The organism is Rhizobium sp. Root1203, from assembly GCF_001424945.1.
Taxonomy (GTDB): domain Bacteria; phylum Pseudomonadota; class Alphaproteobacteria; order Rhizobiales; family Rhizobiaceae; genus Rhizobium.
In genome coordinates this window covers 83,229-97,291 of record NZ_LMCW01000068.1, presented here as the reverse complement: position 1 = coordinate 97,291, position 14,063 = coordinate 83,229, and the positions used below count along the sequence as shown (strand labels likewise).

Genomic DNA, 14,063 nt, shown 5'->3' with positions numbered 1-14,063 from the left:
GCTATGCAGCCGCGTTTACTTTCCGCTCTTCTTGCCGACCGCGAAGTAGCTGAAACCATGCCTGACGACTTCCGCGATCGGATAGATATTACGCAAGTCGACGAGGATCGGCTTTCGTACCAGCTTCTTCAGGCGTTTGAAATCAAGCGCGCGGAACTCGTCCCACTCGGTGACCAGCACGACGGCGTCGGCGCCTTCGGCAATCTCATAGGGATCCTTGCCGTAGGTGACAGGTCCCAGCACGTCCTTCGCATCATCCATGCCCTCGGGATCGTAGACATGGACGGCAGCCCCGCCGTCGAGCAGCGCCTGGATGATGGTGATCGACGGGGCGTCGCGCATGTCGTCGGTGTTCGGCTTGAAGGTCAGGCCGAGGATGGCGATCTTCTTGCCACGCACGGTGCCGCCGCAGGCGGCGATGACCTTGCGGCCCATGGCGCGCTTGCGGTTGTCGTTGATCGCCACGGTCGTCTCGATCAGGCGGACCGGGCTATCGAAATCCTGCGCGGTCTTGACGAGCGCCAGCGTGTCCTTCGGAAAGCAGGAGCCGCCATAGCCCGGGCCGGCATGCAGGAACTTGTCGCCGATGCGCTTGTCCATGCCGATGCCCTTGGCGACCTTCTGTACGTCGGCGCCGATCTGCTCGCAGAGGTCGGCGATCTCGTTGATGAAGGTGATCTTCATGGCGAGGAAGGCATTGGCGGCGTATTTGATCAGTTCCGATGTGCGGCGCTCGCAGAAATAGAGAGGCGCCTCGTTCAGATAGAGCGGACGATAGACCTCCCGCATGATCTCGACGGCACGCGCCTCCTCGGTGCCGAGGACAATGCGGTCGGGTCGTTTGAAGTCGGTGATCGCAGCACCTTCACGCAGGAATTCCGGATTGGAGACGACCTCGATATCCTTGTCGGGGAACTCCTCGCGGAAGATGCGTTCGAGTTCGTCGCCGGTGCCGACGGGAACCGTGGACTTGGTGACAACCACGGTAAAGCCGCTTACCGCTGCGGCAATTTCGCGAGCTGCCGCATAGACATAGGTCAGATCCGCATGGCCGTCGCCACGGCGCGACGGCGTGCCGACGGCGATGAACACCACGTCGGCCGCGGCGACCGGCGCCGCGAGATCCTTCGAGAAATCAAGCCGCCCGGCGCTTCTGTTGTGGGCGATGATCGTCTTCAGGCCAGGTTCGAAGATCGGCACTTCGCCGGCTTCGAGCGCATCGATCTTGGCGGCCGACTTGTCGACACAGGTCACATGGTGGCCGAAATCGGCGAGGCATGCACCGGAGACAAGGCCGACATAGCCCGAGCCAATCATCACAATACGCATGGAGTTATCCCTGGGACAGCGATCGCGGCCCGCCGAACGGCGGGATCACTATGGTGTTACAGGCCTAACTTTATAAGTTCAAGACAAAGGCGCTCAGTTGCGTCCGAACTCGTCGACGATGCGAATGATGTCGTCTTCGCCGAGGTAGGAGCCGGTCTGGACTTCGATCAGTTCGAGCAGGATCTTGCCGGGGTTGGCCAGCCGGTGAACCTCGCCGAGCGGGATATAGACCGATTCGTTTTCGCGTAGCATCTGGACGGTTTCGCCGATCGTCACCTCCGCGGTTCCCCTGACGACAATCCAGTGCTCCGAGCGGTGATGGTGCTTCTGCAGGGAGAGTTTCTTGCCCGGGGTCACGAAGATCCGCTTCACCTGGAAGCGGTCACCGTTGAGGATGGAGGTATAGCCGCCCCACGGGCGGTAGGAGGTGGGGTGTGTCTCCGTCAGCCTCGAGGTGGCCGGCATCGAGGCGAGCATCTTGACGATGGCACCGACCTCCTGGCTGTCCTGCAGCCGACCCACGTAGACTGCGTCCTCGCTGGCGACGACGGCGACGTCCTCCATCCCCTGCACCGCAAGGTGAACGCCGTGCGTCATGACAAGCGAATTCTTCGTGTTGACGAGGGTCGTGTTGGCGGCTGCGACATTGCCCTGGGGGTCGCGGCTGCCGCTCTTCCAGACGGAGTCCCAGCTGCCGAGGTCAGACCACTTGAACGGCGAGGGAACGACGGCAGCGTTGCTGGTCTTCTCCATGATCGCATAGTCGATGGAAATGTTGGGACTTTCCGCAAATGCGGCTTTGTCAAGCCGGATGAAGTCGAGGTCCGTTGCGCTTAGGCGGACCGCTTCGCTTGCTGCCTTGAGGACGGCGGGCGCGTAGCTGACCATTTCGCCGAGGAGGCGCGAGGCGGTGAACATGAACATGCCCGAGTTCCAGTAGAACCCTCCGGCCGCCAGCATTTCTTCCGCGGTGGCAAGCGGGGGCTTCTCGATGAACCGTTTGACCGTCTGCGCTCCGCTCGGCAGCGTTTCGCCGCCTTCGATGTAGCCGTAGCCGGTTGCGGGCTCGGTCGGCTTGATGCCGAACGTGACCAGCTTGCCATCCGCGGCGGCGGCAGCGGCAGTCCGCACGGCGTCGAAATAGGAGCCGTCCGCGACGATTTCGTAGTCGGAACCCAGCACGTGCATGATCGTGTCTTCGCCGAAACGATCGCGCACCAGCGTGGCGGCAGCAGCGACCGCGGCAGCGGTGTTGCGCGCCATCGGTTCGAGAAGGATCGCCGAGAGAGCCAGGTCGAGCTCACGTGCCTGCTCGGCCACGAGGAAGCGGAATTCCTCGTTGGTCAGCACGACGGGTGCCGCATAGAGCGCCGGGTCGGAGACCCGCTCCAGCGTTTCCTGGAAGAGCGTTCGGTCGCCAATGAAGCGGATGAACTGCTTCGGCGCTGCTGCGCGTGACAACGGCCAGAGTCGCGTGCCCTTGCCACCTGCCATAATCACTGGGACGATCTTTTGCGTCATGTGTGCGTGTCCTTGAATGGTTTTATGCCGTCAATCGGTTTGCGTCGGCCCACTGGCGGATGCGGCCGAGCCCGGCGGCCAGCAAATCGGCCGCCTCCGTCTCGGTCTGTGCTTCGACGTAGCAGCGCATCTCCGGGGCGTTTCCGGAGGGGCGGAAATGGACGATCCTCCGATCGCGGAGCGTCACCCGCAGCCCGTCGATGTCGCTGACGCCGCCGACTTCGCCTATCGGCTGCAGAAACGCGGCAAGATTGTCGAACCCTGCGCGCAGATGGGCCATCAGACGAGCACTTGTTTCGACGGGGAAGTTCTCGATCCTGTCGGCTGCCGCAAAAGGCAGGCGGCAGGCCGAAGCGACCGCCGACAGCGGCTGTCTGCTCGACGCTGCGAGCGACAGGGTCGCGAGGATCGGCAAAAAGCAATCGCGGGTCGGGAGTGCGCGCAGGTTCCGACCGTTGACGGAAAAAATGCTGGCCGTCAGCACGCCGCCATTCGCCTCGAAGCCGGCAACGCCATTGCGGCCGGCAGCGGACGCCTCCTGCATGCCCGATATGACGAAGGGAGAGCCGACACGGGTCCGGATTACAGTGAAGTCTCCGGCCGTCTCGATGCCGGAATTCGACGTGACCGGCGTCACGACGAATTTCGCACCGAGAAAGTTGGCGGCGATGAGCCCCAGCACGTCGCCGCGCAGCGGCAGGCCGGTCTCATCGGTAACAAGGGGGCGATCTCCGTCGCCATCGGCAGAAACGATCGCGTCGAGGCCGTATTCCTCGGCCGCCGCCTTGAGGAGCGATATCGTTTCCTCGGAGACAGCCTCGGTATCGACCGGGATGAAGTTTTCCGAACGGGCGAAGGAAATGACGTTGGCGCCGAAGTGCGCGAGCAGATCCACCAGCAGATCTCGCGCCACGGTGCTGTGCTGGTAGACGCCGACTTTGAGCCCGGCGAGCGCTCCCTTGTCCAGCAATTGCGCGTTGCGATCCGAAAAGAGCGCGAGGCATTGCGCGGACCGATCCTCGGCGTGGCCGTTGCGCGGCGTGAAGACGAAACCGGAGCGGTCCAGAGCCGCGGCAGCGGCAGTAATTGCGGCTTCGTCGTGCTTGTCTATTTCGCCATCGGGCCGATAGAATTTGATGCCGTTCCTGTCGGCGGGAATATGCGAGCCCGTGACCATCAGGCAGGCGGCGTTTTCCTGCTGGCCGTACAGAGCCAGCGCCGGTGTCGGCGGCGTCCCGCAGTCGACAACGAAGAAACCCAGTTCGCTCAACGCGTCGACGCAGTTGACGGCAATCTGCGGGCTTGAATCGCGAAAGTCGCGACCGATCAGTATCGTGTCGCCGGAATTGGCCCGGCCGCTGTCCAGGAGATAGCGGCCGAAGGCAGTCGCATAGAGCGCAGAGGCACGGCCCTTCAGGTCCTCAGAAAGGCCGCGAAGCCCGCTTGTCCCAAATTTCATCCTGAATAAGCCCTCGTATGCGCTTGAATTCGTCAGTGTTTTGAAAGCAATCTGCACAAAGTTTCTAAATTTTGACGGCTGACGACCAATAAAATGTCTGCCAATTCCCTTTTCGAAGCAAGTCGAAAGCTCGTACAGCGGGGCGCCGGTGGAGGCAATTGCATGAATGAACAGACCATAGCGCTGGAAGAGAGCTGGAGGAGCGCGCTCGCAGCGGAGTTCGAAAATCCTTACATGCAGACGCTCAAGGCATTTCTGACGGCGCAGAAGGCGAGCGGCAAAAGGATATTTCCCAAGGGGTCGGAGTATTTTCGCGCCCTGAACCTGACGCCGCTTGCGGACGTCAAGGTGGTCATTCTCGGACAGGATCCCTACCACGGGCCGGGGCAGGCGCACGGTCTTTGCTTCAGCGTGCGTCCCGGCGTCCGGATTCCGCCCTCGCTGGTCAATATCTACAAGGAGATGCAAGCCGATCTCGGCATCCCGCCCGCTCGCCACGGATTTCTGGAACACTGGGCCGGGCAGGGCGTTCTGCTGCTCAACAGCGTCCTGACCGTGGAAGAGGCGCAGGCTGCGTCGCATCAGGGAAAGGGATGGGAGACATTCACCGATGCCGTTATCCGCAGGGTGAACGAAGAATGCGAGGCCGTGGTGTTCATGCTGTGGGGCGCCTATGCACAACGCAAAGCAGCTTTTGTGGATACCTCGCGCCATCTCGTTCTGAAGGCCGCCCATCCGTCGCCGCTTTCCGCACACAACGGATTTCTCGGTTGCCGTCACTTTTCGCAGGCGAATGCTTACCTGATGTCCCATGGCCGTCCGCCGATCGATTGGCAACTGCCGGCCGATCCCCAGGCGGAATGAAAATCTTCTGAACGATGCCGATGCATCGTTTACTAAAAGGAGACAATGCGTTCTGGCCGATGGGGCTATTCCAATTGGCGGTTAAGGCTCATCTATGACCCATCGAAAGCCCGCGAGGCGGGTCAGAAAGGGGTCTCACATGATCGATCAAATCAAGGGTCTGCACCACGTCACGTCGATGGCTGGGGACGCCCGCACAAACAATCAGTTCTTCACCAATGCGCTCGGTCTTCGGCGTGTCAAGAAGACCGTCAATTTCGATGCACCCGACGTCTATCACCTCTACTACGGAGACGAGACCGGTGCGCCGGGAACGATCATGACCTATTTTCCGTTCCCCCAGATGGCACAGGGCCGTCCGGGCACGGGAGAGGTCGGAACGACGGTGTTCTCGATCCCCGAAGGATCGATCGGCTTCTGGAGCGATCGTCTCGCCAAGCTGAATGCAGGCGGTCTGAAGACCGATGAAACCTTCGGCGAGAAACGCCTGAACTTTGCCGGTCCGGACGGCGACGGCTTTGCGCTGGTCGAAGTCAAGGATGACAGCCGCCTGCCGTGGACGCATGGCGGCATCGGCGAGGATCATGCAATCCGCGGGTTCCACTCTGTCGCCATGCGCCTGCGCGACGACGGGGCGACGTCCGAGCTTTTGAAGTTCATGGGCTATGAACTGCAGGAGGAGCGTGACGGCGTAAAGCGGCTGATCATCCCAGGCGGCAACGGCGCGCATCTCGTGGACCTGGAGACGATGCCGAACATTTCGCGGGCGTTGCCCGGTGCCGGCTCCGTCCATCACGTCGCCTTTGCGGTCGAAAACCGCGAAAAGCAGCTCGAGGTCCGGAAGGCACTGATGGACAAGGGTTACCAGGTCACCCCCGTCATCGATCGCGACTATTTCTGGGCGATCTATTTCCGTACGCCGGGCGGCGTGCTGTTCGAGGTCGCCACCAACGAGCCCGGTTTCAACAGGGACGAGGATACGGCGCATCTCGGAGAAGCGTTGAAGTTGCCGGAGCAGCACCAGCATTTGCGCGCGTTGATCGAACAGCATCTGCAGCCGCTCGAAGGCTAAGACGGGGAGATTGTCATGACTGATAACAGCTACGTGCACCGGCTGCATGCCGGTGCACCGGGAAAGCCGATACTATTTGCCTTGCATGGCACGGGCGGCGATGAAAACCAGTTCTTCGATTTCGCAAGACGACTGCTGCCGGACGCGACGATCGTCTCGCCGCGCGGCGATGTCTTCGAATTCGGGGCGGCACGCTTCTTCAAGCGAACGGGCGAGGGGGTCTACGACATGGTCGATCTTGGGCGTGCGACCGGCAAGATGGCCGGTTTCGTCGAGAACCTCGCCGCGGAGCATCGCGCGTCCGCGATACTGGGACTTGGCTTTTCGAACGGTGCCAACATCCTTGCCAATGTGCTGATCGAAAAAGGGCTGTTCGACGCTTCGGCGTTGATGCATCCGCTAATTCCCTTTCGGCCCAAGGCAAATCCTGCGCTCGCCAATCGAAAGGTGCTGATCACCGCCGGCGAGCGCGACCCGATAAGCCCCCCGGGAGTAACGCGGGCTCTGGCCGACTATTTCGAAAGCCAGAAGGCTTCGGTCGTGACGGAGTGGCACAGCGGCGGCCACGACATACGGCCGAACGAAATCGATGCGGTCGGCGTTCTTTTCGAGCCCTACCGCTAAGACGACGTCGTGCGCCGGACAGCCTTCGAAGGCTGTCCGTGTGCCCGGCAGCCTGCTCCGGGCTGGAGCCAAGACAGATATTCGTATCTCGCTCAACCGTGCCGCAACTTACTTTCAATTCACGTTGCGAGACTGTGGATGCTCGCCCGGCCCAGAAACGTCGCGAGCGAATTCTTCCGACTGCCGTCCGGTTCATGTTGTCTTAAGTAATTGTCTTGAGATTGGAGTTTCGTTGTTCCATGATGATTCTGTTGCGAAGACTTCCCGTCTCGCACCTCATGACGATCGATGCAGATCGCTTCAGCCATGAACATGTTTCTTCGTTCTGTTGTGCCTAGCGGCCGATTTAATATTCTCTAATATGCCGCCTGTGCGCACTTGCGGTGGACCTGATTGGGAAGGTTGCATGAATTCGGAGTTTGCCGTTCGCCCGATACGGCCCGGTGAGTTGGAGCTAGTGCTCGAATGGGCGCGTCAGGAGGGATGGAATCCGGGCCTGGACGATTCACTTGCCTTCTACGACGCCGATCCTTCGGGCTTTTTCGTCGGCGCACTTGGCGAGGTGCCGGTCGGGTCCATTTCCGTCGTCAAATACGGGGACGCATTTGCCTTCCTCGGCCTCTACATGGTTCACCCCGATTTTCGCGGCAAGGGATATGGCAAGGCGATCTGGGATGCCGGTATCGCTTCCGCCGAAGGGCGCAGCATCGGTCTCGACGGCGTCCCTGCGCAGCAGGACAACTACCGAAAGGTTGGCTTCGAAGAGGCTTACAAGACGGTTCGCTACGGCGGCGTGATTTCGTCGGTGCCGCAATCGACGCTGATCGCGCATTCGGTATCCGACAAGGTCGACGGGCTGCTGCGCTATGACGCGACCGTCTTTCCCGCTCCGCGACCGGCCTTCGTGGCCTCCTGGTGTTCCGCGCGCAAGCACCGCCGCACCGCTGTCGTGCGCAAGAACGGCAAAATTCGCGGTTACGGGACAATCCGCCGTTGTTACGAAGGTTACAAAATTGGCCCGCTCTTTGCGGCGGATGCCGACAGCGCCGCAGCGCTGCTCGCGGAGCTGGCGCCGGAGGCCAAGGGTGCCCAGGTGTTCATCGACATCCCAAGCGAGAACAAGGAAGCCGTCGCTCTGGCTTCAGGCATGGGGCTGGAGCCTGTTTTCGAAACGGCCCGCATGTATCGTGGGACAGCGCCATCGATGCCGCTAAAGAGCGTTTTCGGTGTGACGACGCTGGAACTCGGCTAATCCATGGCGGATGCCGGCGAAGTCGGCACGGCGCTCTTCGGCCGGCCTCTTTCGGCAATGGCGATGCCGCCGAGTGCCAGAACGAGCGCTATGATATGAAATGTCTGGAGTTGTTCGCCGAGCAGGGCAACCGAAAGCAGCGTGCCGAAAACAGGTACGAGGTTGATGAATAGCCCGGCCCTGTTGGCACCAATCGATTCCACGCCCTTGATGTAAAGGACCTGCGCCAGCAGGGAGGCGAAGATTGCCGTGTAGACGGCGATGAGCCAGCCTCGTTGATCGGGCATCCGAGCCGCGCCTTGCGAACTCTCCCAGACCAGCAGCGGAATCGCCGACAGCATGGCGCCGAGCGAGGGCACGGCCATCAGCGTTCGCCAATCGAGCGGCGGCTTCCAGCGCAGGAAAATCGTGTAAACTGAATAGGCAGCGACGGCGATCAGCATCAGGCCGTCGCCGCGATTGAGGCCGAGCTGCAGCAGGGTCGCGAGGTCGCCGTGGGCGGCTGTCAGTGCGACGCCGAAAAGCGTGAGCGCGAAACCGGCAATCTGGGCGAACGAAATGCCGGTACGAAAGAAGACGAAATTGAGCAGGAAGATCAGCATTGGAATGCCGGCCTGCTCGATTGCGACATTGATCGCCGTCGTATACTTTACCGCGGAGTAGAGCATGGCATTGAAGAGCGTGTAGCCAATAATGCCGTAAAAGAAGAGCAGGGGCAGGTTTTTCCGGACGACCGGCCAATCGCGCTTCAGTTGCGGGACGGACAGTGCGGCAATGATGGCCGTTGCCAGAAACCAGCGCAGAGAGGTCAGCATCATCGGGCTGATATGTCCGAGGGCAAGTTTTCCGGCGACTGCGTTGCCGCCCCAGCAAAGCGCTGCGACGACGAGACAAATATAGGCGGTAAACTGCACGGCCGATTCTTTCCTACGTGCGCGGGAAGGGCGCAAGACCTCTTCATATGATCGGGCAAATAGCCAGTGCCAAGCTGATTTGTCACGTAAAAAGCCGATTCAGGCGGCAATACAGGGTCGCTTTCCCAAAAACAAAGTTTTATAGATGCGCGGGTTTGAGCAGGGTGCGGTAGATCCGCCTTTAACAGGAAGACGTGAATGACGAACGTAGTCGTGGTCGGTTCGCAATGGGGTGATGAAGGCAAGGGCAAGATTGTCGACTGGCTTTCAGAACGTGCCGATGTGATCGTGCGCTATCAGGGCGGGCACAATGCCGGCCATACGCTGGTGATCGACGGAGTGAGCTACAAGCTTGCACTTCTGCCTTCCGGCCTCGTGCGCGGCAAGCTCAGCGTCATCGGCAACGGCGTCGTCGTCGACCCGCATCATTTCGTGGCCGAAGTCGAGAAGCTGCGCGGCCAGGGCGTTACCGTGACGCCGGACGTGTTGCGTATTGCTGAGAACGCGCCGCTCATCCTCTCCCTGCACCGTGACCTCGACGCGCTCCGCGAAGATGCCGCGTCCAACAGCGGCACTAAAATCGGCACAACGCGCCGCGGCATCGGCCCTGCCTACGAGGACAAGGTCGGACGTCGCGCGATTCGCGTCATCGACCTTGCCGAGCCGGACACGCTGCGCATGAAGATCGAGCGTCTGCTGACGCACCACAACGCGCTGCGCCGCGGCATGGGCCTCGAGGAGATTTCAGGCGATGCGCTGGAAGCAGAACTGCTTGCCGTGGCCGACCAGATCCTGCCCTACATCGACCACGTCTGGCGCCTGCTTGACGAACAGCGCAAGGCCGGCGCGCGCATTCTGTTCGAGGGTGCCCAGGGCGCGCTTCTCGACAACGACCACGGCACCTATCCTTTCGTGACGTCGTCGAACACGGTTGCCGGACAGGCGGCCGCGGGCTCCGGTCTCGGGCCGACGGCAATCGGATATGTTCTCGGCATCACCAAGGCCTACACGACGCGCGTCGGAGAAGGTCCGTTCCCCTGCGAGCTGAACGACGCGGTCGGGAAGCACCTTTCGACCGTCGGGCGCGAAGTCGGGGTCAACACCGGCCGCCCGCGTCGTTGCGGCTGGTTCGATTCCGTTCTCGTGCGGCAGACCGTGCGCACCTCGGGCATCACCGGCATCGCACTGACCAAGCTCGACGTTCTTGACGGCCTGGACGAGCTTAAGATTTGCGTCGGCTATCGCCTCGACGGCGAGGAGATCGACTATCTGCCGGCGAGCCAGGGTGCGCAGGCACGCGTGGAACCCATCTACATCACGCTTGAAGGCTGGAAGGAATCGACAGTTGGCGCGCGCAGCTGGGCCGATCTGCCGGCGCAGGCGATCAAGTATGTGCGCCAGGTCGAGGAGTTGATCGGGGCACCCGTCGCTCTCCTGTCTACAAGTCCTGAGCGAGACGACACGATACTTGTGACCGATCCGTTTGAGGACTAAGGTCGGGGGTCATTATTTGTGTGGTTCGGCTGCCGAACCACACTCTTAGAGAAAGTACTAATGGCGGATTTTATCGCAGTTATCCGGCGGGCGGTTGACGGCCTGACCGACAACACTCCCGAGATGCGGGTGAAGGTCTACGAGCGTGCTCGCGGTGCTGTTCAGCGGCAGCTCGAGAATATGAAACCGCGTCCGCCGGAAGCGATGCTGCAACGGCAGCTTGAAAAGCTTGAAGCCGCAATTCGCGAAGTCGAGTCCGAGCATGCCCTGGCGCTGCCGTCCGCGGACGGGGCGCCGATCGAGGAGGCCGCCGCCGATACGGCGTCTGAGGCCCACGATGTGGCCGAGCAGCAATCTGCAGCCGCTGAGCCTTTGGCGGTCGAGAGCACGGTGGAAGAGCCGGCCCACGAACCGCAGGCCCACGAGGAGCCGGTAGCGGCTGAGGCGGCCCAAGTCGAACCAGCTGTCTACGAGGAGCCTGAGCCATACCAGGAGCCCGCGGCCTACCAGGAGCCTGACCAGGATCAGGAGCCGACGCCCTATCACGATGTGCAGGCAGAAGCTCCGGCGGAGCCTCCGGCGCAGCAGGACGAGCCATGGACGGCGCCTGAGCCTGTGGCACACGTCGATCCCGAGCCGGTCGCGCCATGGCAGGTGCCGCACCACGACGAGGCTCCACGCGACGAGCGTCTCCACGACCTGTCTCCGGAGCCTGTGGCCGAACCCTATTTCGAGCCGGTTGAAGCCGCCGAGGAACCGGTGGAAAAAGCCCAGCCTGTTGCCCAGCCGGTGGCGCGCGATTTCGACCTCAGCAATCGTCTCGTCGAGCCTGTCTATGCATTCGAGCAGGCGCCGAAGGAGTTTGTCGAGCATAGTCGCGACGAGCCGCTGCATGCAGATGGTGCCGGCCATTTCGACCCGGTTTGGTCGGAGCCGGCCGAAACAGTGCCCGAGCCCGCCAGCAAGATTGCGGCGACGGACTGGGCCCTCGAGGAGTTGCGGCAGTTCTCCGAAACGGAGCAGGCTGCACCTGCAAACGATGCGGCGCGCGCATTCGAAGACGTGATTTCCGGGATCGAGAATCCGCCGGAGCCTGCGAAGATGCCCGCCGCCAACGAAGGCTTCTCGTGGGAGGCCGCGGCGTTCGACGATCTGCCTCCGATTGATAGCGAGAGGAAGGTTTCGGTCCACGCACGTTTCGACGACAGTGACCTGTTCTCCGAGGTCCATGGCACGCCGAGCCCGAAGGCTGAGCTCGCAGCAGCCGCCAGCAACGATGCCTGGCAAGAGGCGACGCAGCTGCGGGGATACGACAATCGCGGCGTTGTCGCGGAAGACGACGACGGGTCGTCCGCCGATGTCGACAGCGCTATCGCATCCAAGTTCCAGGGCAAGAATTTCCGCATGGAACCGAAGCGTCGTCGCTTCGGCCTCGGTTCGATTTTCGGCGTCCTACTTGCGCTGGGCGTCGTTGGCGGTGGCGCGTATGCGGCATGGACAAACCAGGGTGCGTTGGTCGACATGGTCAAGGGCCTCGTCAGCGCTGCTCCGTCCCAGACCGCCAAGACCGAACCGCAAGCACCGGCAAAGTCCGATCCGGCTGCGTCGCAGGCCGGTGACCCGGCAAATGCAACAAAGCCTGCCGAGGGTCAGAAGGAAGTGGCATCCCTGAACGACGGCTCCGCCGCAAACAGCAAGTTCACCCAGCGGCTGCTTGCCGATGGCTCGGAAGTCGATAACGGCCCGGCTGTCGTTGCAAATGCCCAGACCGCCGAAGGAAAATCGGTTGCCGAGCAGAACGTCGCGTCGGACGCGGCGCCTACTGCGACGACGCCCGCCACAGCGCCGGCTGCCGCTACAGCGCCGGACACGGTGGCGCCTGGGACGGCCACGCCGGCCGCGACACCGGTCGGCTCCAGCGAAAAGCTGTTCCTCTATGAAGAACGCATCGGACAGAGTTCACCGACGGCGATCCAGGGTTCGGTTGTCTGGAGCCTACAGCATGAGGCAGGGCCGGACGGAAAGCAGCAGGCCGTGGTTCAGGGTATGGTCACGGTTCCCGAGCGCAACCTGACGGCTCAGCTTAACTTCAAGCGGAACTCGGACCCGTCATTGCCGGCAAGCCACATCGTCGAGGTCGTATTCTCACTGCCCCCGAATTTCGAGGGTGGTGCGATCGACAGCGTTCAGCGCATTTCGATGAAGCGAACCGAGCAGGACCGTGGCGATGCATTGATCGCGGTTCCGGCGAAGATTACCGACGACTTCCACATGATCGCTCTCAACGACTATCCGGATGCCCGCAAGGCCAATCTGGACCTTCTTGCAACCCGCGACTGGATCGACGTTCCGATTACCTACCGCAATGGACGCCGGGCGCTGCTGACCATGCAGAAGGGAACGACAGGCGGGGAGGCGTTCGCCGCCGCGATCAAGGAATGGGCCGCTTCCGGCGACGTTTCGACGAGCCAGTAGGCCGTTCAAACAGCAAGCAAAAGTGGCGGGTCCGAGGACCCGCCACTGGCTGTCGCGAATATTCGTTGGTGTACCAATCCGTGCTCACCTAAATCGCTCTACAAGGGGTCCGATTGCTCCAAGAAACCCTTCCGGCGAGACCGGATGGCCGCCGATCTCCCATGCATTTTGAAACTCGGCAATCTCAACGCCGAGGAGTTCACTCTGTGCAAGACACCCCAGAACGTCCTGCAAGCCGGACAACGTCAAGCCGCCCTCGACTTGATAGTCCGATGGCACGATGCCGGGGTTGAGCACGTCACAATCAAGGTGAACGTAGACGGGTCGCCCGGCAATGGTGTCGATCATTGCCGTACCAATGTCCGCTTGCGGTCGAACGATCTGAATGCCGCCAGAGTCGATCAGCGTGTGCTCGGCGGGATCGACGTCGCGCGCACCAACCAGGACCACATTTTTCAGGGCAAGCCCGGCTCCCAGGCCCGAATCCCACAGGCCGGCCGCACCGGAAATCGCCATGCCGCCGAGATAGCCAGAGGTTGAGGTGTCCGGGGTGTTCATGTCGGCATGGGCGTCCAGCCACACGACACATGCGTCAGGTCGGTAACCGGCGACGATCGGCAATGTTGCGAGGGCGACAGCGCAACGGGTCAGCACCGTGAGAGGGCGCGCGCCTTGCTCGAAAATGGTCTCGTAGTGTCTCGACATTGCCTGCAACGCTGGCATGGCTGCATCCAGTTCCTGCTGCCAATGGGTATTCAGTGCCGGTTCAGGCGTGCCTATGACTTGAACGCCTAGGCCGAGTTGACCGGCGAGAGCCGACGCTACGGTTGCCGCGCCCGGTATGGCGAGATCGTTGTGATCGCCTGCGCGTCCCTGGAATACGGTTAGAATCGTCTTTTCCAGAGCCGCCTCCTTCGGCGTTTTTGTCGCGAAATGGGCATCCTGCGACAGTTGAGTTTGCAGCGTGCTCTACGAAGATATCTCCGGCAAGGAAAAACCACCTGCAACGTCTGCGTTGCAAGTGGTTCAGCATCAAATCAATTCCAGATTTAGACTAGG

At 61.6% G+C, this 14,063-nt stretch carries 11 protein-coding genes; 6 read left to right on the top strand and 5 right to left on the bottom strand.

The genetic code is table 11. The annotated features are described in order from the left end of the window. Positions 1–15 precede the first annotated feature (15 nt). From ASC97_RS31055 to ASC97_RS31045, 3 genes are all read right to left on the bottom strand, one after another. Entirely contained in the window at positions 16–1,329 is a 1,314-nt protein-coding gene (locus ASC97_RS31055) for a UDP-glucose dehydrogenase family protein (protein ID WP_057472180.1), read from the bottom strand. A 93-nt stretch (positions 1,330–1,422) separates the two neighbouring features. Then, positions 1,423–2,850, bottom strand: a complete 1,428-nt coding sequence (locus ASC97_RS31050; RefSeq protein WP_057472179.1) for a mannose-1-phosphate guanylyltransferase/mannose-6-phosphate isomerase — start codon at positions 2,848–2,850, stop codon at positions 1,423–1,425. A gap of 22 nt (positions 2,851–2,872) precedes the next feature. Beyond that, entirely contained in the window at positions 2,873–4,309 is a 1,437-nt protein-coding gene (locus ASC97_RS31045) for a phosphomannomutase (RefSeq protein ID WP_057472178.1), read from the bottom strand. Positions 4,310–4,471: 162 nt separating this feature from the next. Between ASC97_RS31045 and ung the strand changes: the two genes are divergently transcribed. The 4 genes from ung (at position 4,472) to ASC97_RS31025 (ending at position 8,121) form a co-directional block, all read left to right on the top strand. Beyond that, positions 4,472–5,173: a uracil-DNA glycosylase gene (gene ung / locus ASC97_RS31040; RefSeq protein ID WP_057472177.1), complete on the top strand. Its 702-nt coding sequence runs from the start codon at positions 4,472–4,474 to the stop codon at positions 5,171–5,173. A gap of 139 nt (positions 5,174–5,312) precedes the next feature. Continuing rightward, complete coding sequence (locus tag ASC97_RS31035) at positions 5,313–6,245, top strand: VOC family protein (RefSeq protein WP_057472176.1); 933 nt, start codon at positions 5,313–5,315, stop codon at positions 6,243–6,245. Positions 6,246–6,260: 15 nt separating this feature from the next. Further along, positions 6,261–6,869 carry an alpha/beta hydrolase gene (locus tag ASC97_RS31030; protein WP_057472175.1) on the top strand — a complete coding sequence of 203 codons (609 nt, stop codon included), beginning with the start codon at positions 6,261–6,263 and terminating at the stop codon, positions 6,867–6,869. Positions 6,870–7,275: 406 nt separating this feature from the next. Further along, positions 7,276–8,121, top strand: coding sequence for a GNAT family N-acetyltransferase (locus tag ASC97_RS31025; RefSeq protein WP_057472174.1), 846 nt, complete (start codon positions 7,276–7,278; stop codon positions 8,119–8,121). Here ASC97_RS31025 and ASC97_RS31020 read toward each other — a convergent pair. Further along, complete coding sequence (locus tag ASC97_RS31020) at positions 8,118–9,035, bottom strand: DMT family transporter (RefSeq protein ID WP_057472173.1); 918 nt, start codon at positions 9,033–9,035, stop codon at positions 8,118–8,120. The genes ASC97_RS31025 and ASC97_RS31020 overlap by 4 nt on opposite strands. Positions 9,036–9,233: 198 nt before the next feature. Between ASC97_RS31020 and ASC97_RS31015 the strand changes: the two genes are divergently transcribed. After that, positions 9,234–10,529, top strand: a complete 1,296-nt coding sequence (locus ASC97_RS31015) for an adenylosuccinate synthase (RefSeq protein ID WP_057472172.1) — start codon at positions 9,234–9,236, stop codon at positions 10,527–10,529. 60 nt (positions 10,530–10,589) lie between these two features. After that, entirely contained in the window at positions 10,590–13,004 is a 2,415-nt protein-coding gene (locus ASC97_RS31010) for a hypothetical protein (RefSeq protein WP_057472171.1), read from the top strand. An 84-nt stretch (positions 13,005–13,088) separates the two neighbouring features. Here ASC97_RS31010 and ASC97_RS31005 read toward each other — a convergent pair whose 3' ends face one another. Continuing rightward, positions 13,089–13,727 carry an arginase family protein gene (locus tag ASC97_RS31005; protein ID WP_244481626.1) on the bottom strand — a complete coding sequence of 213 codons (639 nt, stop codon included), beginning with the start codon at positions 13,725–13,727 and terminating at the stop codon, positions 13,089–13,091. Positions 13,728–14,063: the final 336 nt, after the last annotated feature.

Excerpts from the sequence above, each read along its gene's own strand:
- ASC97_RS31030 (WP_057472175.1), top strand. The coding sequence starts at position 6,261 with ATGACTGATAACAGCTACGTGCACCGGCTGCATGCCGGTGCACCGGGA.
- ASC97_RS31025 (WP_057472174.1), top strand. The coding sequence starts at position 7,276 with ATGAATTCGGAGTTTGCCGTTCGCCCGATACGGCCCGGTGAGTTGGAG.
- ASC97_RS31005 (WP_244481626.1), bottom strand. The coding sequence starts at position 13,727 with ATGCCAGCGTTGCAGGCAATGTCGAGACACTACGAGACCATTTTCGAG.
- ASC97_RS31015 (WP_057472172.1), top strand. The coding sequence starts at position 9,234 with ATGACGAACGTAGTCGTGGTCGGTTCGCAATGGGGTGATGAAGGCAAG.
- ASC97_RS31050 (WP_057472179.1), bottom strand. The coding sequence starts at position 2,850 with ATGACGCAAAAGATCGTCCCAGTGATTATGGCAGGTGGCAAGGGCACG.
- ASC97_RS31010 (WP_057472171.1), top strand. The coding sequence starts at position 10,590 with ATGGCGGATTTTATCGCAGTTATCCGGCGGGCGGTTGACGGCCTGACC.
- ASC97_RS31045 (WP_057472178.1), bottom strand. The coding sequence starts at position 4,309 with ATGAAATTTGGGACAAGCGGGCTTCGCGGCCTTTCTGAGGACCTGAAG.
- ASC97_RS31055 (WP_057472180.1), bottom strand. The coding sequence starts at position 1,329 with ATGCGTATTGTGATGATTGGCTCGGGCTATGTCGGCCTTGTCTCCGGT.
- ASC97_RS31035 (WP_057472176.1), top strand. The coding sequence starts at position 5,313 with ATGATCGATCAAATCAAGGGTCTGCACCACGTCACGTCGATGGCTGGG.
- ung (WP_057472177.1), top strand. The coding sequence starts at position 4,472 with ATGAATGAACAGACCATAGCGCTGGAAGAGAGCTGGAGGAGCGCGCTC.